The 17,708-nt window shown below is 57.5% G+C and carries 17 protein-coding genes and 1 pseudogene; 13 read left to right on the top strand and 5 right to left on the bottom strand.

What is annotated here, in order from left to right; all coding sequences use genetic code 11:
- Positions 1–145 precede the first annotated feature (145 nt).
- The 3 genes and pseudogenes from HMPREF3142_RS16795 to panM all read right to left on the bottom strand — a co-directional run bounded on the left by HMPREF3142_RS16795 (position 146) and on the right by panM (position 3,433).
- A pseudogene (locus HMPREF3142_RS16795) lies at positions 146–2,191 on the bottom strand (DUF2207 domain-containing protein).
- Positions 2,192–2,194: 3 nt separating this feature from the next.
- Positions 2,195–2,737, bottom strand: coding sequence for a LemA family protein (locus tag HMPREF3142_RS16790; protein WP_012540386.1), 543 nt, complete (start codon positions 2,735–2,737; stop codon positions 2,195–2,197).
- A gap of 312 nt (positions 2,738–3,049) precedes the next feature.
- Entirely contained in the window at positions 3,050–3,433 is a 384-nt protein-coding gene (gene panM / locus HMPREF3142_RS16785) for an aspartate 1-decarboxylase autocleavage activator PanM (protein WP_012540387.1), read from the bottom strand.
- A gap of 423 nt (positions 3,434–3,856) precedes the next feature.
- Here panM and livK point away from each other — a divergent pair, with 423 nt between their 5' ends.
- From livK to ugpQ, 12 genes are all read left to right on the top strand, one after another.
- Positions 3,857–4,966, top strand: coding sequence for a high-affinity branched-chain amino acid ABC transporter substrate-binding protein LivK (gene livK, locus HMPREF3142_RS16780; RefSeq protein WP_002920808.1), 1,110 nt, complete (start codon positions 3,857–3,859; stop codon positions 4,964–4,966).
- Between the two features lie 61 nt (positions 4,967–5,027).
- Positions 5,028–5,954 (top strand): high-affinity branched-chain amino acid ABC transporter permease LivH, encoded by a 927-nt coding sequence (gene livH / locus HMPREF3142_RS16775; protein WP_012540389.1) that lies wholly within the window; start codon positions 5,028–5,030, stop codon positions 5,952–5,954.
- On the top strand, positions 5,951–7,228 hold the full coding sequence (gene livM / locus HMPREF3142_RS16770) for a branched chain amino acid ABC transporter permease LivM (protein WP_008806971.1): 1,278 nt from the start codon (positions 5,951–5,953) through the stop codon (positions 7,226–7,228). The genes livH and livM overlap by 4 nt, the downstream gene beginning before the upstream one ends.
- Positions 7,225–7,992 (top strand): high-affinity branched-chain amino acid ABC transporter ATP-binding protein LivG, encoded by a 768-nt coding sequence (livG, locus tag HMPREF3142_RS16765; RefSeq protein ID WP_008806972.1) that lies wholly within the window; start codon positions 7,225–7,227, stop codon positions 7,990–7,992. Before livM ends, livG begins: the two co-directional genes overlap by 4 nt.
- A 1-nt stretch (position 7,993) precedes the next feature.
- The gene (livF, locus tag HMPREF3142_RS16760; protein ID WP_004145133.1) at positions 7,994–8,707 is read left to right on the top strand and encodes a high-affinity branched-chain amino acid ABC transporter ATP-binding protein LivF; all 714 of its coding nucleotides are present in this window, start codon (positions 7,994–7,996) and stop codon (positions 8,705–8,707) included.
- Positions 8,708–8,870: 163 nt separating this feature from the next.
- The gene (locus HMPREF3142_RS16755; RefSeq protein ID WP_032731361.1) at positions 8,871–9,092 is read left to right on the top strand and encodes a type II toxin-antitoxin system Phd/YefM family antitoxin; all 222 of its coding nucleotides are present in this window, start codon (positions 8,871–8,873) and stop codon (positions 9,090–9,092) included.
- Complete coding sequence (locus tag HMPREF3142_RS16750; protein ID WP_002920800.1) at positions 9,089–9,457, top strand: type II toxin-antitoxin system death-on-curing family toxin; 369 nt, start codon at positions 9,089–9,091, stop codon at positions 9,455–9,457. The genes HMPREF3142_RS16755 and HMPREF3142_RS16750 overlap by 4 nt, the downstream gene beginning before the upstream one ends.
- A 291-nt stretch (positions 9,458–9,748) precedes the next feature.
- A complete protein-coding gene (ugpB, locus tag HMPREF3142_RS16745; protein WP_008806974.1) occupies positions 9,749–11,065 on the top strand; it encodes a sn-glycerol-3-phosphate ABC transporter substrate-binding protein UgpB in 1,317 nt (438 codons plus the stop codon).
- A 106-nt stretch (positions 11,066–11,171) separates the two neighbouring features.
- Positions 11,172–12,059: a sn-glycerol-3-phosphate ABC transporter permease UgpA gene (gene ugpA, locus HMPREF3142_RS16740; protein ID WP_012967120.1), complete on the top strand. Its 888-nt coding sequence runs from the start codon at positions 11,172–11,174 to the stop codon at positions 12,057–12,059.
- Positions 12,056–12,901: a sn-glycerol-3-phosphate ABC transporter permease UgpE gene (gene ugpE, locus HMPREF3142_RS16735; protein WP_008806976.1), complete on the top strand. Its 846-nt coding sequence runs from the start codon at positions 12,056–12,058 to the stop codon at positions 12,899–12,901. Before ugpA ends, ugpE begins: the two co-directional genes overlap by 4 nt.
- 1 nt (position 12,902) lies before the next feature.
- Positions 12,903–13,973 carry a sn-glycerol-3-phosphate import ATP-binding protein UgpC gene (locus HMPREF3142_RS16730; RefSeq protein ID WP_008806977.1) on the top strand — a complete coding sequence of 357 codons (1,071 nt, stop codon included), beginning with the start codon at positions 12,903–12,905 and terminating at the stop codon, positions 13,971–13,973.
- Positions 13,970–14,710, top strand: coding sequence for a glycerophosphodiester phosphodiesterase (gene ugpQ, locus HMPREF3142_RS16725; RefSeq protein WP_023298301.1), 741 nt, complete (start codon positions 13,970–13,972; stop codon positions 14,708–14,710). Before HMPREF3142_RS16730 ends, ugpQ begins: the two co-directional genes overlap by 4 nt.
- 23 nt (positions 14,711–14,733) lie before the next feature.
- Here ugpQ and HMPREF3142_RS16720 read toward each other — a convergent pair whose 3' ends face one another.
- Positions 14,734–15,054: a DUF2756 family protein gene (locus tag HMPREF3142_RS16720; RefSeq protein WP_008806979.1), complete on the bottom strand. Its 321-nt coding sequence runs from the start codon at positions 15,052–15,054 to the stop codon at positions 14,734–14,736.
- Between the two features lie 123 nt (positions 15,055–15,177).
- Between HMPREF3142_RS16720 and ggt the strand changes: the two genes are divergently transcribed.
- Entirely contained in the window at positions 15,178–16,923 is a 1,746-nt protein-coding gene (gene ggt / locus HMPREF3142_RS16715) for a gamma-glutamyltransferase (RefSeq protein WP_008806980.1), read from the top strand.
- Between the two features lie 208 nt (positions 16,924–17,131).
- On the opposite strand, the gene yhhY is transcribed toward ggt, so the two are convergent.
- On the bottom strand, positions 17,132–17,620 hold the full coding sequence (gene yhhY / locus HMPREF3142_RS16710; protein WP_032733890.1) for an N-acetyltransferase: 489 nt from the start codon (positions 17,618–17,620) through the stop codon (positions 17,132–17,134).
- Between the last annotated feature and the right edge of the window lie 88 nt (positions 17,621–17,708).

Raw genomic sequence — 17,708 nt, 5'->3', positions numbered from 1 at the left:
CCCTCAACCCCGGTCACTTACTGATGTAAGCTCCCGGGGATTTCGGGTCTTGACGCCTTTTTGCAACGCGAAATGCTGGGTTAAATGGGTGGGGGCCTTTCACGCCGCAGCTTTGTTGGCCGGATAAATGCTATCCGGCCTTCTCTTACCAGCCGCCACCGCCGCCGCCGCCGGAACCGCCTCCTGACGATCCGCCGCCGGAAGAGCCGGAACCGCTATAGCCCGACCCTGAAGAGCCACCTTCTGAACGCCGCACCGGTTTCTCACTGGCTGCGGAATGACAGCTCTGGTAGAAATGATGCATGTCCCGCCAGTCCGTCTGCTGTAACACTTCCGACATCGCGCCGGTGCTGCTTAAGTATCGGGCAAAAGTGTTCGCCAGGGTCTTTCCTACGCCGAGCGCCAGAGCGACCGGCAGCAGGCTTTCAAAGTGCGTGACCATCTGGTCAGGTTGTTAAAGTGTCTGATAACGCTTCTCTTCGGCTGTTTTAATATACAGCTTCAATCCCTTGGCGACGGCCAGATCGTTTAACCCCTTCTGCGTATAGCGTGGCGTTTTCCAGGCGACGAGCGCGCACAATGCGATGGCTGTCAGCAAGGCGCCCAGGTATCCGGCAGGAAGTTGGGTGATGGGTAACATGCCGAGCAGGAAAACGCCTCCCGCCACGGTGGCGAAAGGGCTAAATACCAGCGCCATCAGGATCATAACTGGTCCTAAACTACGCAGTGTTTTCATCGGGTTGCGTAAAAACTTCAGGCACAAGTACGTCATTACCCCGCCGACCGATACAAACAGCAGACTGGGAACGGTGAGCGCCGCTGCCGCCGGGCTAAATCCGATGCCGCAAACGATCGGAACCAGCAGAGCAATATAAATACAATGACGCAGCGGTTTACCCCATGTCCGGCATAGCTGCGGTTTCTGCTCTTCACAACTTTTTTCCAGCCACCTGCGCGCGTTTTGCATCAACGTTTGATGGGGCGTACTGAGATTAATGTTCTTACGTTTAGCGCTGAAAAGCAGGCTCATCAGCTGCTTCTCTATGGGATTCAGCGGCTTATGCTTTTCGTCTGGCTGGCGGGAAAGCCACTGCTCATCAACAGGGGATGAAGACCATGCGCCTTTGGTCTGGTTTTTTTTCCTCGTCAATGTGATGGCTCGTTTGGCTACCAGCCCCAGCAAATCGCTACTGAATGCCACATCGTCATACTTACATTGCGTAATAAAGCGCAGATAGCCTGGCGACATTGCGGCGGGCAGCGAAAATTGCGGCGTCACCGGCGGCATTTTTAAACCCGTCGCTGTGACGTTTTTGCGCCACCACAGCCCGTAATAACCAACAAGCAGTAGTAGGGGAAGCCAGATAACGCTGGTGGCCAGCGTCGGCACCAGTAAATGGACCAACGGCCAAACCGCTTCGGGGGCGATGGCATTTGCCAGAATGGCGCGGGGCCAGGTATAGACCACGGTCAGCCCTTCGCCGGCGGCAAGGGGGCGCGACGTTTGTATGCTGCCATCAGGCAGGATGATCGCATGGTGATCTTTCGCCCCCGGACGACCGGTGTAAACATCAATGGTGCGCAACCTTGCATCTCTGCCATCCGCATTCAACTGCCCGGCGGCGTCAGGCAGTGCAAGCTGGAAACGGGCTTTTCCGATTGGCCAGCTCCAGTCGTTGCCTGTCACGTTCCAGTAAAGCTCATCCCAGTCGGGGAAGCGGCTGAAATGGTGGCTAACCTGATAGCGAATTTCATAGTTATAAATACCTGGCTTCAGGATGCGATCGGCGCTGCCAATGCGCACGGTCAGCGTTTTTGTCGTGCGATCGAGGCTGTAGGGTTCCGGGAGTCCATTGCGCGAGACCGATTTGATGGCGTAATCAACGCTAAAAATTTTGCCGTCCTGTCGGTGCCAGTTGAGAGGCAGCGTGCGGAAAATCCCCCGACGGATCTCCTTTTCCAGGGCTAGCACGGTGATATTTTCCCGCATCTCCATGCTGCCATTTGGCTGAAAACGCGCCAGGGAATCGAAAAAGAGAATATGTTCATACGCGGGGACCCGGCGGGCATTAGCCGGGGGTGGCGAGGCATCGGTGATAGCTTTATCGTCGCTGACGGCTGAACCAGGGCTGCTCAACAGCAGCAGCAACAGGCCAATACTGCGCAGTATCCGCATGGACCAGGTGGACATGGGTCACTCCATCCGTGGCAATTTGGCTTCTTCAGGGGACTCCAGTTCAAAGAAAAGTTCCGCCCTGAAGCTAAACAGGCGGGCCAGCAGCAGGCTGGGAAAAGACTCCACCAGAATATTAAACTCGCGGACCGTGGCGTTGAAGTAACGGCGGGCCATCTGCAGCTGTTCTTCTATTTCGCTAAGGGATTGCTGCAGCGAGAGGAAGTTTTCGCTGGCTTTGAGTTCCGGATAGGCTTCCGCCAGGGCGAATATACGGCTCAACGTTCCGGCATATTGCTGCTCGCTGTCGGCCACCTGTTGGGGATTGCCGATCAGGACGCTGCGCTGGCGGCCAATCTCTTCCAGCAGCTCTTTTTCGTGCTGCGCATAGCGTTTGACCAGACTGAACAGATTGGGCGCCAGATCGTGACGGCGCTTGAGCTGGACGGCAATGCCACTCCAGGCTTCATCTTTGAAACGGCGTAGAGAGATAAAACGGTTATAAGTGAAGATCGCCCAGATAAGGATCACGGCGACAATAGCCAGTCCGATATACATTTCCATATGTTTATTCCATGTTGACTGCTGATGATCGCGTTGCGCTGAATACTTTCTGCGCAATTTTACGCGTCAGCGAATCTTACCTCACGTGAAGCACAGGGGAAACGTGCACTTGCGAGTTAAATTCTGAAATATCATGTGGGCCTTTGCCCTGGCGAATATCTGACAGGCCAATCCGCAGCTTCGCGTTCGGGGCACCATGGCATTATCGTCGCAGTATGAAATAAACAAGCCCAGCCGTTTACCCACAGCTGGGCTTTATTCCGTTGCCGGGAGGCAACAAACAAGCGCTGTTTTACCCAACGAACGCTTTTCTTAATGCTTTTCCCAACCGGTCTGCTGGGCGCTAAAGCCGAGCGCCTGCATAAATGCGGCCATCACGCCGCGGTCCTCCACCCCTTGGTCGGCGACGCGCCAGCTATTGATGGCCGGGTTATCACGCAACGTCTCTTCCACTAAGTATTGCCCGACGCCGCGGCGGCGGGTCACTTCACGCACGCACAGATCGCTGAGCTCGGCTTCGACGCCGCGCAGGGTGACGCGCACGGCGCCCAGCAGGCGTTCGTTAAAGCGGGCGGCGTAGAGACGATGATTCTCGTCCAGGGTTAGGGTCGACAGATCCTGCGACGGCCAGATTTTCCCCAGGTCGATGCGATCCTGATCGCTGAAGTGCTGTAAACGGATAATGGTCAGTTTCATGGGCGGCAAATCCAGTGCAAAACAGAGGCGCCAGTGTACCCAAAATTGCTGTCTGGCGGAGCGCTGTTTTTTGCGCGTACATCAGGGGATTCGTTTTCCTGACGTTGTCAGGGTAGCGCAATCCGTCATGGATCGAAAAATAAGCAGAATTTTAACCTAATGCGCAGCGTTTTATTCCGCCTTATGTATCGTTATTTTATGCTGCAGGATGGACTTTTTTTTGTTTATCTTCACCAAAATACAGAATATTATCTTTGCTTAATCGACTGAAAAATAGAGATTTTAATCTGTTTTTTAGTGAAAAGCTGCGCTAAACCATTAAACTCAATGGTAAAAATGGCGTTGTTTAATAAAAGCACAGAATGCTTTTTAACCATAAAAATACAAAACATTTACACCACATCACGAACGGGGTTCTGCAGCATGAAAAGGAACGCGAAAACCATCGTCGCGGGCATTGTCGCATTAGCGATGTCGCACGCGGCGATGGCCAAGGATATTAAGGTCGCCGTGGTCGGCGCGATGTCGGGTCCGGTGGCCCAGTGGGGCGACATGGAGTTCAATGGCGCGCGTCAGGCGATTAAAGACATCAACGCCAGCGGCGGTATTAAGGGTGACAAGCTGGTGGCCGTCGAATATGACGACGCCTGCGATCCGAAGCAAGCGGTCGCGGTGGCCAACAAAATCGTCAACGACGGCATTCAGTACGTTATCGGCCACCTCTGCTCCTCTTCCACCCAGCCGGCTTCCGACATCTATGAGGATGAAGGCATCCTGATGATCTCCCCCGGGGCGACCAATCCGGAGCTGACCCAGCGCGGTTATCAGTACATCATGCGTACCGCCGGCCTCGACTCCTCGCAGGGGCCGACCGCGGCGAAATATATCGTCGAGAAAGTGAAACCGCAGCGTATCGCCATCATTCATGACAAGCAGCAGTACGGCGAAGGGCTGGCGCGTTCGGTGCAGGACAACCTGAAGAAAGCCGGGGCCAATATCGTCTTCTTCGACGGCATCACCGCGGGGGAAAAAGATTTCTCCGCCCTGCTGGCGCGCCTGAAGAAAGAGAACATTGACTTCGTCTACTACGGCGGCTACTACCCGGAAATGGGCCAGATGCTGCGCCAGGCGCGCTCCGTCGGGCTGAAAACCGTGTTTATGGGGCCGGAAGGGGTCGGCAACGCCTCGCTGTCCAATATCGCGGGCGCCGCGGCGGAAGGCATGCTGGTGACAATGCCAAAACGCTACGATCAGGACCCTGCCAATAGCGCCATCGTCAACGCGCTGAAAGCGGAGAAGAAAGATCCGAGCGGGCCGTACGTCTGGATCACCTATGCCGCCGTTCAGTCGCTGGCGCAGGCGATGGACAGAACCGGCAGCCAGCAGCCGCTGGATTTAATCAAAGATTTGAAAGCGCACGGGGCGAAAACCGTGATTGGGCCGCTGACCTGGGATGAAAAAGGCGATCTGAAGGGATTTGAGTTTGGTGTCTTCCAGTGGCACGCCGACGGCTCTTCGAGCGCGGCGAAATAAGCGCTGAAGACGAGTTATCCCTCCGCCCGCGAACCGCGGGCGGTTTGAAAAAGGTTACCTTATGTCCGAGCAGTTTCTCTATTTTCTGCAGCAGATGTTTAACGGCGTCACGCTGGGCAGTACCTATGCGCTGATCGCCATCGGCTACACGATGGTGTATGGCATTATTGGCATGATCAACTTCGCCCACGGCGAGGTCTACATGATTGGTAGCTATGTCTCCTTCATGATCATCGCCGCGCTGATGATGATGGGCATCGACACCAGCTGGCTGCTGGTCGCCGCCGGATTCGTGGGCGCCATTGTGATTGCCAGCGCCTACGGCTGGAGTATCGAGCGCGTTGCCTATCGGCCGGTGCGTAACTCCAAGCGCCTGATTGCGCTGATCTCCGCTATCGGGATGTCTATCTTCCTGCAGAACTACGTCAGCCTGACCCAGGGGTCGCGCGACGTGGCGCTGCCAAGCCTGTTTAACGGCCAGTGGATCGTCGGCCACAGCGACAGCTTCTCCGCGACGATCACCACCATGCAACTGGTGATCTGGGTGGTGACCTTTATCGCCATGCTGGCCCTGACGCTGTTTATTCGCTACTCGCGGATGGGCCGCGCCTGCCGCGCCTGCGCCGAAGATCTGAAAATGGCGAGCCTGCTCGGCATTAATACCGACCGCGTCATCGCCCTGACTTTTGTCATCGGCGCAGCGATGGCGGCGGTGGCGGGCGTGCTGCTCGGCCAGTTCTACGGCGTGATTAACCCCTATATCGGCTTTATGGCCGGGATGAAGGCCTTCACCGCCGCCGTGCTCGGCGGTATCGGCAGTATTCCTGGCGCAATGATCGGCGGCTTGATCCTGGGTATTGCCGAGGCGCTCTCTTCTGCCTATCTCAGCACCGAATATAAGGACGTCGTTTCCTTCGCGCTGCTGATTCTGGTGCTGTTAGTGATGCCGACCGGCATTCTGGGCCGCCCGGAGGTGGAAAAAGTATGAAACCGATGCAAATTGCAATGGCGCTGCTGTCTGCCGTGATGTTCTTCATTCTGGCGGGCGTCTTTATGGGCGTGCAGCTGGAGCTGGACGGCACCAAGCTGGTGGTCGATACCGCCGCCGATATTCGCTGGCAGTGGATCTTTATCGGCACCGCGGTGGTCTTTTTCTTCCAGCTGCTGCGGCCGCTGTTCCAGAAAGCGGTTAAGAACGTCTCCGGGCCGAAGTTTATTATGCCGGCGATTGACGGCTCAACGGTGAAGCAGAAGCTGTTCCTGATAGCCTTGCTGGTGATCGCCGTGGCCTGGCCGTTTATGGTGTCGCGCGGTACGGTGGATATCGCCACCCTGACGATGATCTATATCATCCTCGGCCTCGGGCTGAACGTGGTGGTCGGCCTTTCCGGCCTGCTGGTGCTGGGCTACGGCGGGTTCTACGCCATCGGCGCGTATACCTTCGCGCTGCTGAACCACTATTACGGTCTCGGCTTCTGGACCTGTCTGCCGCTGGCTGGCCTGGTCTCCGCGGCGGCCGGCTTCCTGCTGGGCTTCCCGGTGCTGCGTCTGCGCGGCGACTATCTGGCGATTGTGACCTTAGGCTTCGGTGAAATTGTGCGTATTCTGCTGCTCAACAATACCGAGATCACCGGCGGGCCGAACGGCATCAGCCAGATCCCGAAACCGACTTTCTTCGGCCTTGAATTTAGCCGTACCGCCCGCGAAGGCGGCTGGGATACCTTCAGCAATTTCTTCGGCGTCAAATACGATCCCTCCGATCGGGTGATTTTCCTCTACCTGGTGGCGCTGCTGCTGGTCGTGCTCAGCCTGTTCGTCATCAACCGCCTGCTGCGAATGCCGCTGGGGCGGGCGTGGGAAGCGCTGCGTGAAGATGAGATCGCCTGTCGTTCGCTGGGCCTGAGCCCGACGCGCATCAAGCTGACCGCCTTTACCATCAGCGCCGCGTTTGCTGGCTTCGCCGGGACGCTGTTCGCTGCGCGCCAGGGCTTCGTCAGCCCGGAATCCTTCACCTTCGCCGAGTCGGCCTTCGTGCTGGCGATCGTGGTGCTGGGCGGGATGGGCTCGCAGTTCGCGGTGATCCTCGCGGCTATTCTGCTGGTGGTCTCGCGCGAGCTGATGCGTGACTTCAACGAATACAGCATGTTAATGCTCGGCGGCCTGATGGTGCTGATGATGATCTGGCGTCCGCAGGGGCTGCTGCCAATGACGCGCGTGCAGTTGAAGCTGAAAAACGGTCAGGCGAAAGGAGAGCAGGCATGAGTCAGCCATTATTATCCGTCAGCGGCCTGATGATGCGTTTCGGTGGCCTGCTGGCCGTCAACAATGTGTCGCTGGAGCTCAGAGAGCGCGAGATTGTCTCGCTGATCGGCCCCAACGGCGCCGGGAAGACCACCGTCTTTAACTGCCTGACCGGTTTCTACAAGCCCACTGGCGGCACCATTATGCTGCGCGACCAGCACCTGGAAGGGCTGCCGGGCCAGCAGATTGCGCGGATGGGGGTGGTGCGAACCTTCCAGCACGTGCGTCTGTTCCGCGAAATGACGGTGATTGAAAACCTGCTGGTGGCGCAACATCAGCAGCTGAAAACCGGGCTCTTCTCCGGCCTGCTGAAAACGCCGGCCTTCCGTCGCGCGCAGAGCGAAGCGCTGGATCGGGCCGCCACCTGGCTGGAGCGTATCGGCCTGCTGGAGCACGCCAACCGTCAGGCCAGCAACCTGGCCTACGGCGACCAACGCCGGCTGGAGATTGCCCGCTGCATGGTGACCCAGCCGGAAATTCTTATGCTCGATGAACCTGCGGCGGGGCTGAACCCGAAAGAGACCAAAGAGCTGGACGAGCTTATCGCCGAGCTGCGTAACCATCACAACACCACCATCCTGCTTATCGAACACGATATGAAGCTGGTGATGGGCATTTCCGATCGTATCTACGTCGTAAACCAGGGGACACCGCTGGCCAACGGGACGCCGGAAGAGATTCGTAATAACCCGGACGTGATCCGCGCATACCTTGGTGAGGCATAAGATGGAAAACGCGATGTTAACTTTTGACAATGTCAGCGCCCACTACGGCAAGATTCAGGCGCTGCACAACGTCAGCCTGCATATCAAACAGGGTGAAATCGTCACGCTGATCGGCGCCAACGGCGCGGGGAAAACCACCCTGCTCGGCACGCTGTGCGGCGATCCGCGCGCCTCCAGCGGGCGCATTGTCTTTGACGGTAAGGATATTACCGACTGGCAGACGGCGAAAATCATGCGTGAAGCGGTGGCGATCGTCCCGGAAGGGCGGCGCGTCTTTTCGCGTATGACGGTGGAAGAGAACCTGGCGATGGGCGGTTTCTTTGCCGACCGCGATCAGTTCCAGACCCGCATCAAATGGGTGTATGAGCTGTTCCCGCGTCTGCATGAACGCCGTATTCAGCGCGCCGGCACCATGTCCGGCGGCGAGCAGCAGATGCTGGCGATCGGTCGTGCTCTGATGAGCCAGCCGCGCCTGCTGCTGCTTGATGAGCCCTCATTAGGGCTGGCGCCGATTATCATTCAGCAGATTTTCGACACCATCGAGCAGCTGCGCGAGCAGGGGATGACTATCTTCCTCGTCGAGCAGAACGCCAACCAGGCGCTGAAGCTGGCCGATCGCGGCTACGTGCTGGAGAACGGCCACGTGGTGCTGGAGGATACCGGCGACGCGCTGCTGGCCAACGAGGCGGTGCGCAGCGCCTATCTCGGCGGTTAATTCATCGCAACCCGGCGTCGTTCGCTTCGCCGGGTTGTAGCCCGGGCGAGGCGCTTGCGCCGACCCCGGGAGCCGATCGCATAAATACCTTTAAAAGAGCCTGATGGCTCTTTTTTTGTACATGTATGTTGTACAATAAAAGAGTACAGCTTTGGAGGTATTTATGAGAACGGTTAACTATAGCGAAGCCCGACAAAATCTGGCCGATGTGCTGGAAAGCGCAGTGACAGGTATACCTGTGACCATTACCCGTCGTGGGCATAAATCTGCGGTCATCATTAGTGCAGAAGAGTTTGAACGCTACCAGGCGGCCAGAATGGATGATGAGTTCGCGGCTATTATGGCGGTTCATGGTGATGAGATCAGGGAGCTTGCGGATAAATGACGCTGCAGATTATCTCAGCGGAAGAGATAATACAGTTTCACGACAGGCTGCTCCGCGTCACGCCTGGCGTTGCCGGTATGCCCGACCCGGGGCGTGCCGAAGCGATAATGTATAGGGTGCTAAACAAAATTGAATATGAAGGTGTGACAGACGTGTGGCGACTCGCTGCGATGCACCTGCTGGCGATTTCTCGCGGCCATATTTTCAATGATGGAAATAAGCGTACGGCACTGTTTATTACCCTGCTTTTTTTAAAGCGAAATGGAATTATATTGCCGGCGAACCCGGACTTCGTCGGCATGACCGTCGAGGCGGCAGCGGGGCAACTTACCCTGGAACAGATTGTCGCGCGTTTGCGCGGATGACGGTTAAATCGTTGCAACCCGGCGGCGCTTCGCTTGGCCGGGCTATCCAAGCCGTTGTAGCCCGGGCGAGGCGCTTGCGCCGACCCCGGGAGCCGATCGCGCAACTATTATCCGTGTCTCAGCTCCCACTTTACTTTCCCCGTCCTTTCATCGGCTTGTCATCTCTCTGACCCGTTACTATCTTTTTTTTGTAATAAAAAAGTTATTTTTCTGTAATTCGAACATGTCATGTTACCCCGCGAGCATAAAACGCGTGAAATCGCGCATTCGGCACAACAAGAGAGATAACCGATGATATCGTTACGACATACAGCTTTAGGACTGGCGCTGAGCCTGGCTTTTGCCGGTCAGGCCCTGGCGGTTACCACCATCCCATTCTGGCACTCAATGGAAGGCGAGCTGGGTAAAGAAGTGGATTCTCTGGCGCAACGCTTTAACGCGGCCAATCCTGATTACAAAATCGTTCCGGTATACAAAGGCAACTATGAACAGAGCCTGAGTGCTGGTATCGCCGCTTTCCGTACCGGCAACGCCCCGGCGATCCTGCAGGTGTATGAAGTCGGCACCGCCACCATGATGGCGTCAAAAGCCATTAAGCCGGTGTACCAGGTGTTTAGCGAGGCGGGCATCAAGTTTGATGAATCGCAGTTCGTGCCGACGGTATCCGGGTATTACACCGATTCGAAAACCGGCCATCTGCTCTCCCAGCCATTTAACAGCTCTACGCCGGTGCTGTACTACAACAAAGACGCCTTCAAAAAAGCCGGCTTAGATCCGGAGCAGCCGCCGAAGACCTGGCAGGATCTGGCGGCCTATACCGCGAAGCTGAAAGCCGCCGGGATGAAGTGCGGGTACGCCAGCGGCTGGCAGGGCTGGATCCAGATTGAAAACTTCAGCGCCTGGCATGGTCTGCCGGTGGCCACGAAAAATAACGGCTTCGACGGTACCGATGCGGTACTGGAGTTCAATAAGCCGGAGCAGGTGAAGCATATCGCCCTGCTCGAAGAGATGAACAAGAAGGGTGATTTCAGCTACTTCGGGCGCAAAGACGAGTCCACCGAGAAGTTCTATAACGGCGACTGCGCGATCACTACCGCGTCATCCGGCTCGCTGGCCGATATTCGTCAGTATGCCAAATTCAACTACGGCGTCGGCATGATGCCATACGATGCCGACGTGAAAGGCGCGCCGCAGAACGCCATCATCGGCGGGGCCAGCCTGTGGGTGATGCAGGGTAAAGACAAAGAGACTTACACCGGCGTGGCGAAGTTCCTCGATTTCCTGACCAAACCGGAAATCGCCGCCGAATGGCACCAGAAAACCGGCTATCTGCCGATCACCACTGCGGCCTACGATCTGACGCGCCAGCAGGGCTTCTATGATAAGAACCCGGGCGCCGATATCGCCACCCGCCAGATGCTGAACAAGCCGCCGTTGCCGTTCACCAAAGGCCTGCGTCTGGGCAACATGCCGCAAATCCGCACCATCGTCGATGAAGAGCTGGAGAGCGTGTGGACCGGCAAGAAAACCCCGCAACAGGCGCTGGATTCCGCTGTTCAGCGTGGGAATCAGCTGCTGCGTCGCTTCGAGCAAGCGACCAAATCGTAATCTGTAACTTGCCCGGTGGCGCTGCGCTTACCGGGCCTACGATGTGCCCTATGTAGGCCGGGTAAGGCGTAGCCGCCTCCCGGCATTGTTCAGGAACCCAATCTCAATGTCATCATCCCGTCCGGTATTCCGCTCGCGCTGGCTGCCCTATGTGCTGGTCGCGCCGCAGCTGATTATCACGCTGATTTTCTTTATCTGGCCCGCGGGCGAAGCGCTGTGGTACTCGCTGCAGAGTGTCGATCCGTTTGGTCTCTCCAGCCAGTTTGTCGGCCTGGATAACTTCGTTGCGCTGTTTCATGACCCGTACTATCTGGACTCGTTCTGGACCACTATAAAATTCAGCACCCTGGTGACTGTCAGCGGCCTGCTCGTTTCGCTGTTTTTTGCCGCGCTGGTCGACTATGTGGTGCGAGGCAGCCGCTTTTATCAAACGCTGATGCTGCTGCCGTACGCCGTGGCTCCCGCCGTCGCGGCGGTGCTGTGGATCTTCCTTTTTAACCCCGGGCGCGGGCTGATCACCCATTTCCTCGGCGAGCTGGGCTACGACTGGAACCACGCGCAAAACAGCGGCCAGGCGATGTTCCTGGTGGTCTTCGCCTCGGTATGGAAGCAGATAAGCTATAACTTCCTGTTCTTCTTCGCCGCGCTGCAGTCGATCCCGCGTTCGCTGGTTGAGGCCGCCGCCATTGACGGCGCCGGGCCCATTCGTCGCTTCTTTAAGCTGGCGCTGCCATTGATTGCGCCGGTGAGCTTCTTCCTGCTGGTGGTCAACCTGGTTTACGCCTTCTTCGACACCTTCCCGGTGATCGATGCCGCCACCGCCGGCGGCCCGGTGCAGGCCACCACCACCCTAATCTACAAAATATATCGCGAAGGTTTTGCCGGACTCGATCTTTCCGCTTCCGCCGCGCAGTCGGTGGTGCTGATGTTCCTCGTTATTATCCTGACGGTGGTGCAGTTCCGTTACGTTGAAAGTAAGGTGCGTTACCAATGATTGAGAACCGTCGCGGGCTGACGATTTTCAGCCACACCATGCTGATTCTGGGCATTGCCGTCATTTTATTCCCGCTCTACGTCGCCTTCGTGGCGGCGACGCTGGATAACCAATCGGTGTTTGAAACGCCGATGACCCTGATCCCCGGCGGCCATCTGCTGGAGAACATGAAGACCATCTGGGTGAACGGCGTCGGCGTCAACAGCGCGCCGTTCTGGCTGATGATGCTCAACAGTTTCATCATGGCGTTCGCCATTACGGTCGGCAAAATCGTGGTGTCGATGCTTTCGGCGTTCGCCATCGTCTGGTTCCGCTTTCCGCTGCGTAACCTGTTCTTCTGGATGATCTTTATCACCCTGATGCTGCCCGTTGAGGTGCGGATTTTCCCGACGGTGGAGGTCATCGCTAACCTCAACATGCTCGACAGCTACGCCGGGTTAACGCTGCCGTTGATGGCTTCGGCCACCGCCACCTTCCTGTTCCGCCAGTTCTTTATGACCCTGCCGGACGAGCTGATTGAAGCGGCGCGTATCGATGGCGCTTCGCCGATGCGCTTCTTTCGCGACATCGTGCTGCCGCTGTCGAAAACCAATCTCGCGGCGCTGTTCGTCATCACCTTTATCTACGGCTGGAACCAATATCTGTGGCCGCTGCTGATTATTCAGGATGTGAATCTTGGCACCGCCGTCGCCGGTATTAAAGGCATGATCGCCACCGGCGAAGGTACTACCCAGTGGAATCAGGTGATGGCGGCGATGCTGCTGACCCTGATCCCGCCGGTCGTCATCGTTTTAGCCATGCAGCGCGCCTTTGTGCGTGGCCTGGTCGATAGTGAGAAATAAAATGGCTGGTTTAAAACTACAGGCAGTAAGCAAAAGCTGGGATGGCAAAACCCAGGTGATTCAACCGCTGACGCTGGACGTGGCGGACGGGGAATTTATCGTCATGGTCGGCCCGTCGGGCTGCGGGAAATCAACGCTGCTGCGGATGGTCGCCGGGCTTGAACGAGTGACCAGCGGCGATATCTGGATCGATCGCAAACGGGTGACTGAGATGGAACCGAAAGATCGCGGCATCGCCATGGTGTTCCAGAACTATGCGCTTTATCCGCATATGAGCGTGGAAGAGAATATGGCGTGGGGGCTGAAGATCCGCGGCATGGGTAAGGGATTGATTGCCGAGCGGGTGCAGGAGGCGGCGCGTATTCTGGAGCTGGATGGTCTGCTCAAGCGTCGCCCGCGGGAGCTCTCCGGCGGTCAGCGCCAGCGCGTGGCGATGGGCCGCGCTATCGTGCGTGACCCGGCGGTATTCCTGTTCGACGAACCGTTGTCAAATCTCGACGCCAAGCTGCGCGTGCAGATGCGTCTGGAACTGCAGCAGCTGCATCGCCGCCTGAAAACGACTTCGCTGTACGTCACCCACGATCAGGTCGAAGCGATGACCCTGGCCCAGCGGGTGATGGTGATGAATAAAGGCGTTGCCGAGCAGATCGGCACCCCGGTGGAAGTGTATGAGAAGCCCGCCAGCCGCTTTGTGGCAAGCTTTATCGGCAGCCCGGCCATGAATCTGCTGGAAGGGCGGGTGAGCGATGACGGCGGCCGCTTCGAGCTGGCCGGTGGCATGGCGTTGCCGATGAATCACGAGCATCGGCGCTACGCCGGGCGTAAAATGACGCTCGGTATCCGCCCGGAGCACTTTATTTTAAGCTCGCAGGCGCAAGGCGGCATCCCGCTGCTGATGGATACCCTGGAAATTTTAGGTGCCGATAACCTCGCCCACGGGCGCTGGGGCGAGCAGAAGCTGGTGGTCAGACTGCCGCATCAGCAGCGCCCGGCGGGCGGCAGCACGCTATGGCTGCATCTGCCCCTGGAACATCTGCATCTCTTTGATGGTGAAACAGGACAACGCGCATGAGTAACTGGCCTTATCCCCGCATCGTCGCCCATCGCGGCGGCGGTAAACTGGCGCCGGAGAACACCCTGGCGGCTATAGACGTTGGCGCCCGCTACGGGCACACGATGATTGAATTTGACGTCAAGCTGTCGAAGGACGGGCAGATCTTTCTGCTGCACGACGATAATCTCGAACGCACCAGCAACGGCTGGGGCGTGGCGGGCGAGCTGGCGTGGGACGATCTGCTGAAGGTCGATGCCGGCAGCTGGTTCAGCCGTGAATTTAAGGGCGAGCCGCTGCCGTTGCTCTCTCAGGTGGCGGAGCGCTGCCGCCGTCACGGTATGATGGCGAATATCGAAATTAAGCCGACCACCGGGCTGGGGCCGCAGACCGGCAACGTGGTGGCCCTGGCTGCGCGCGATCTGTGGCAAGGCATGACCGCGCCGCTGCTCTCCTCTTTTGAAATCGATGCTCTGGAGGCGGCGCAGGAAGCCGCGCCCGAGCTGCCGCGCGGGCTGCTGCTGGATGAGTGGCGCGATGACTGGCGCGAATTGACCACCCGGCTGGGCTGCGTGTCGATTCACCTCAATCACAAGCTGTTGGATGCGGCGCGGGTGGCGAGCCTGAAACAGGCCGGCCTGCATATTCTGGTGTACACGGTCAATAAACCCCAGCGCGCCGCCGAGCTGCTGCGCTGGGGGGTAGATTGCATCTGCACCGATGCCATTGACGTCATCGGGCCGAATTTCCACCCTTAAGACGGATTTGCGGCGGCTGACCTTTACGGGTTGGTCTGCCGCAGCATTCCACCGTTGTTGTTCGGTAGCACCTGCTGCGGCGGATTGAGATTACCGCCCTGGGCCGCGCGCTGCTGATTCGTCTGCAACTGGTTTTGCAAATGCTGCTGCTGCGAGCGGGTCTGATTGTTCAGATCCTGCTTCAGCATGCTCTGCTGCTGCTGTTGCTGCACCTTCATCTCATTTTGCATGCGCTGCTGGCTGGGCACCACGTAACCCGGCTGGTTAGGGTTGTTATTAATATTGATCGGCTGGGCTAATACGCCAAGCGGCATCAGCGCCGCCAGAAACAGAATCGCTTTCATGGTTTTCTCCTCCCGTGCGTGGGATCACTTAAGTGTACCTCGAATCCGCCATAACAATGATTTTTTAGGAGTTATCAACCAGGCTTAAGCGGGGAATGAAACCTACCTTTCAGGAGTAAGACAATGATAAAAACAACAATATGGCGCCAGGTGGTCATCGCTGCGTTGCTGGCGGGCGGTAGTTTCACCGTCGCCGCCAATCCGCCACCGCCGCCGCCAGTCTCTTATGGCGTAGAAGAAGATGTGTTCCACCCGGTACGCGCCCGGCAGGGGATGGTGGCGTCGGTGGACGCGCTGGCGACCCGCGTCGGCGTGGATATTCTGCGCCAGGGCGGCAACGCTGTCGATGCGGCGGTGGCGGTTGGCTACGCGCTGGCGGTCACGCATCCGCAGGCCGGGAATATCGGCGGCGGCGGTTTTATGATGCTGCGGACTAAAGACGGCAAGACCACGGCGATCGATTTCCGCGAAATGGCGCCGGAACAGGCCACCCGCGACATGTTCCTTGACGACCAGGGCAACCCGGACAGTAAAAAATCACTGACTTCGCATCTGGCCTCCGGCACGCCAGGCAGCGTCGCCGGTTTCTCCCTCGCCCTGGAAAAGTACGGCACCATGCCGCTGAACAAAGTGATCCGCCCGGCGATTAAGCTGGCAGAAGAGGGCTTTATCGTTAACGATGCGCTGGCGGACGATCTGAAGACCTATGGCAGCGAAGTGATCCCGCAGCATGAAAACAGTAAAGCGATCTTCTGGAAGAACGGCGAGCCGCTGAAAAAGGGCGACCGGCTGGTGCAAAAGAATCTCGGTAAGAGCCTGGAGCTGATTGCCGAGCACGGCCCGGAGGCCTTCTATAAAGGGGCCATCGCCGACCAGATCGCTGACGAGATGAAAAAGCACGGCGGGCTAATCACCAAAGCCGATCTTGCCAGCTATAAGGCCGTGGAGCGTACGCCGGTTAGCGGCGAATATCGCGGGTATGAGGTTTATTCCATGCCGCCGCCGTCTTCCGGCGGGATCCACATCGTGCAGATCCTCAATATCCTCGAAAACTTCGATATGCAGAAATATGGCTTTGGCAGCGCCGATGCTATGCAGGTGATGGCGGAGGCGGAGAAACACGCCTATGCCGACCGCTCTGAATATCTCGGCGATCCTGACTTCGTCAAAGTGCCGTGGCAGGCGCTGACCAGCAAAGCCTATGCCAAAGCAATTGCCGCCGAGATCGACGTCAACAAGGCGAAGCCTTCCAGTCAGATCCGCCCGGGCAAGCTGGCGCCGTATGAAAGCAACCAGACCACCCACTTCTCGGTGGTCGATAAAGAGGGTAATGCGGTGGCGGTGACCTATACGCTGAATACCACCTTCGGTACCGGCATTGTGGCCGGCGATTCCGGTATTTTACTCAATAACCAGATGGATGATTTCTCGGCGAAGCCCGGCGTGCCTAACGTTTATGGTCTGGTGGGCGGCGACGCCAATGCGGTGGAGCCGAAAAAACGCCCGCTGTCGTCGATGTCGCCGACCATTGTGGTGAAAGACGGCAAAACCTGGCTGGTGACCGGCAGCCCGGGCGGCAGTCGGATCATCACCACCGTACTGCAGATGGTGGTCAATACCATCGATTTCGGGATGAACGTCGCGGAAGCCACCAACGCGCCGCGTTTCCACCATCAATGGCTGCCGGATGAGCTGCGGGTGGAGAAAGGCTTTAGCCCGGATACCCTGAAGCTGCTCGAGACGAAGGGGCAGAAAGTGGCGCTGAAAGAGGCGATGGGCAGTACCCAAAGCATCATGGTAGGGCCGGACGGCATGCTGTATGGCGCCTCCGATCCGCGTTCGCCGGATGATTTAACGGCGGGGTATTGATGTGTTGCCCGGTGGCGCTGCGCTTACCGGGCCTACAACTGTGCGAACGTAGATACTGTTATCGGTTTTCAACTTTTTTGGTCCGGGAAAAATATGTGCTTTGTGTTAATTCAGAGCACATTGCGCTCCCGATATTTCTTCTGCGTTATGACTCTCATGGCGCAGGGAGCGCACAGAGGGCGGCCAGTCGCCGCCACCCGGCAACACGCTACTTCATTCTCGCCATATAATACGCATCCACATACTCACCGTTGCGCAGCGCGTAACGCCTGCCGGTGCCTTCGATCTCAAAGCCGTACTTCTTATACACCGCAATCGCCGGGGCATTATCGGCGAACACCGTCAGCTCAATACGTTCAACCCGCAGCCAGTTGTCGCACATATCAATCATGGTACGCATCAGCGCGCTGGCGACGCCGCGGTTGTGCCAGCGCGAATCCACGCTGACACCAAAATCGGCGACGTGGCTACGGCGGGGACGTTGGACGACGGCAATGCTTAAATGGCCGACGACTTGCTCATCGATACAGGCCACCAGCTGCTTCACGCCGGGCGTATCGGTTAGCCGCTCCCGCCACATATGTTCGGATGGATGAGGGACCTGTAGCGTGTTGTGATACACCTCCGGCTGGGCGTGAATTTGACGAATCGCGTCAATATCTTTCGGTTCAGCATGGCGTATCACGATTTCACTCATTCCTTGTTCCTCATTCAGGTGAAAAGTCCCTTTAAACATCACTGACTACGGCGTTCGAGTCAACACGCATTATTTGCAAAAAAAAGTA

Source organism: Klebsiella sp. HMSC16C06, assembly GCF_001808325.1.
GTDB classification, from domain to species: domain Bacteria; phylum Pseudomonadota; class Gammaproteobacteria; order Enterobacterales; family Enterobacteriaceae; genus Klebsiella; species Klebsiella variicola.
The sequence above is the reverse complement of the archived record's forward strand: the minus strand, read 5'-3'. Positions and strand labels throughout refer to the sequence as shown.

What these genes read in the sequence shown, in the direction of transcription:
- HMPREF3142_RS16790 (WP_012540386.1), bottom strand. Translation starts at nt 2,737, where the DNA reads ATGGAAATGTATATCGGACTGGCTATTGTCGCCGTGATCCTTATCTGG.
- panM (WP_012540387.1), bottom strand. Translation starts at nt 3,433, where the DNA reads ATGAAACTGACCATTATCCGTTTACAGCACTTCAGCGATCAGGATCGC.
- livK (WP_002920808.1), top strand. Translation starts at nt 3,857, where the DNA reads ATGAAAAGGAACGCGAAAACCATCGTCGCGGGCATTGTCGCATTAGCG.
- livH (WP_012540389.1), top strand. Translation starts at nt 5,028, where the DNA reads ATGTCCGAGCAGTTTCTCTATTTTCTGCAGCAGATGTTTAACGGCGTC.
- livM (WP_008806971.1), top strand. Translation starts at nt 5,951, where the DNA reads ATGAAACCGATGCAAATTGCAATGGCGCTGCTGTCTGCCGTGATGTTC.
- livG (WP_008806972.1), top strand. Translation starts at nt 7,225, where the DNA reads ATGAGTCAGCCATTATTATCCGTCAGCGGCCTGATGATGCGTTTCGGT.
- livF (WP_004145133.1), top strand. Translation starts at nt 7,994, where the DNA reads ATGGAAAACGCGATGTTAACTTTTGACAATGTCAGCGCCCACTACGGC.
- HMPREF3142_RS16755 (WP_032731361.1), top strand. Translation starts at nt 8,871, where the DNA reads ATGAGAACGGTTAACTATAGCGAAGCCCGACAAAATCTGGCCGATGTG.
- HMPREF3142_RS16750 (WP_002920800.1), top strand. Translation starts at nt 9,089, where the DNA reads ATGACGCTGCAGATTATCTCAGCGGAAGAGATAATACAGTTTCACGAC.
- ugpB (WP_008806974.1), top strand. Translation starts at nt 9,749, where the DNA reads ATGATATCGTTACGACATACAGCTTTAGGACTGGCGCTGAGCCTGGCT.
- ugpA (WP_012967120.1), top strand. Translation starts at nt 11,172, where the DNA reads ATGTCATCATCCCGTCCGGTATTCCGCTCGCGCTGGCTGCCCTATGTG.
- ugpE (WP_008806976.1), top strand. Translation starts at nt 12,056, where the DNA reads ATGATTGAGAACCGTCGCGGGCTGACGATTTTCAGCCACACCATGCTG.
- HMPREF3142_RS16730 (WP_008806977.1), top strand. Translation starts at nt 12,903, where the DNA reads ATGGCTGGTTTAAAACTACAGGCAGTAAGCAAAAGCTGGGATGGCAAA.
- ugpQ (WP_023298301.1), top strand. Translation starts at nt 13,970, where the DNA reads ATGAGTAACTGGCCTTATCCCCGCATCGTCGCCCATCGCGGCGGCGGT.
- HMPREF3142_RS16720 (WP_008806979.1), bottom strand. Translation starts at nt 15,054, where the DNA reads ATGAAAGCGATTCTGTTTCTGGCGGCGCTGATGCCGCTTGGCGTATTA.
- ggt (WP_008806980.1), top strand. Translation starts at nt 15,178, where the DNA reads ATGATAAAAACAACAATATGGCGCCAGGTGGTCATCGCTGCGTTGCTG.
- yhhY (WP_032733890.1), bottom strand. Translation starts at nt 17,620, where the DNA reads ATGAGTGAAATCGTGATACGCCATGCTGAACCGAAAGATATTGACGCG.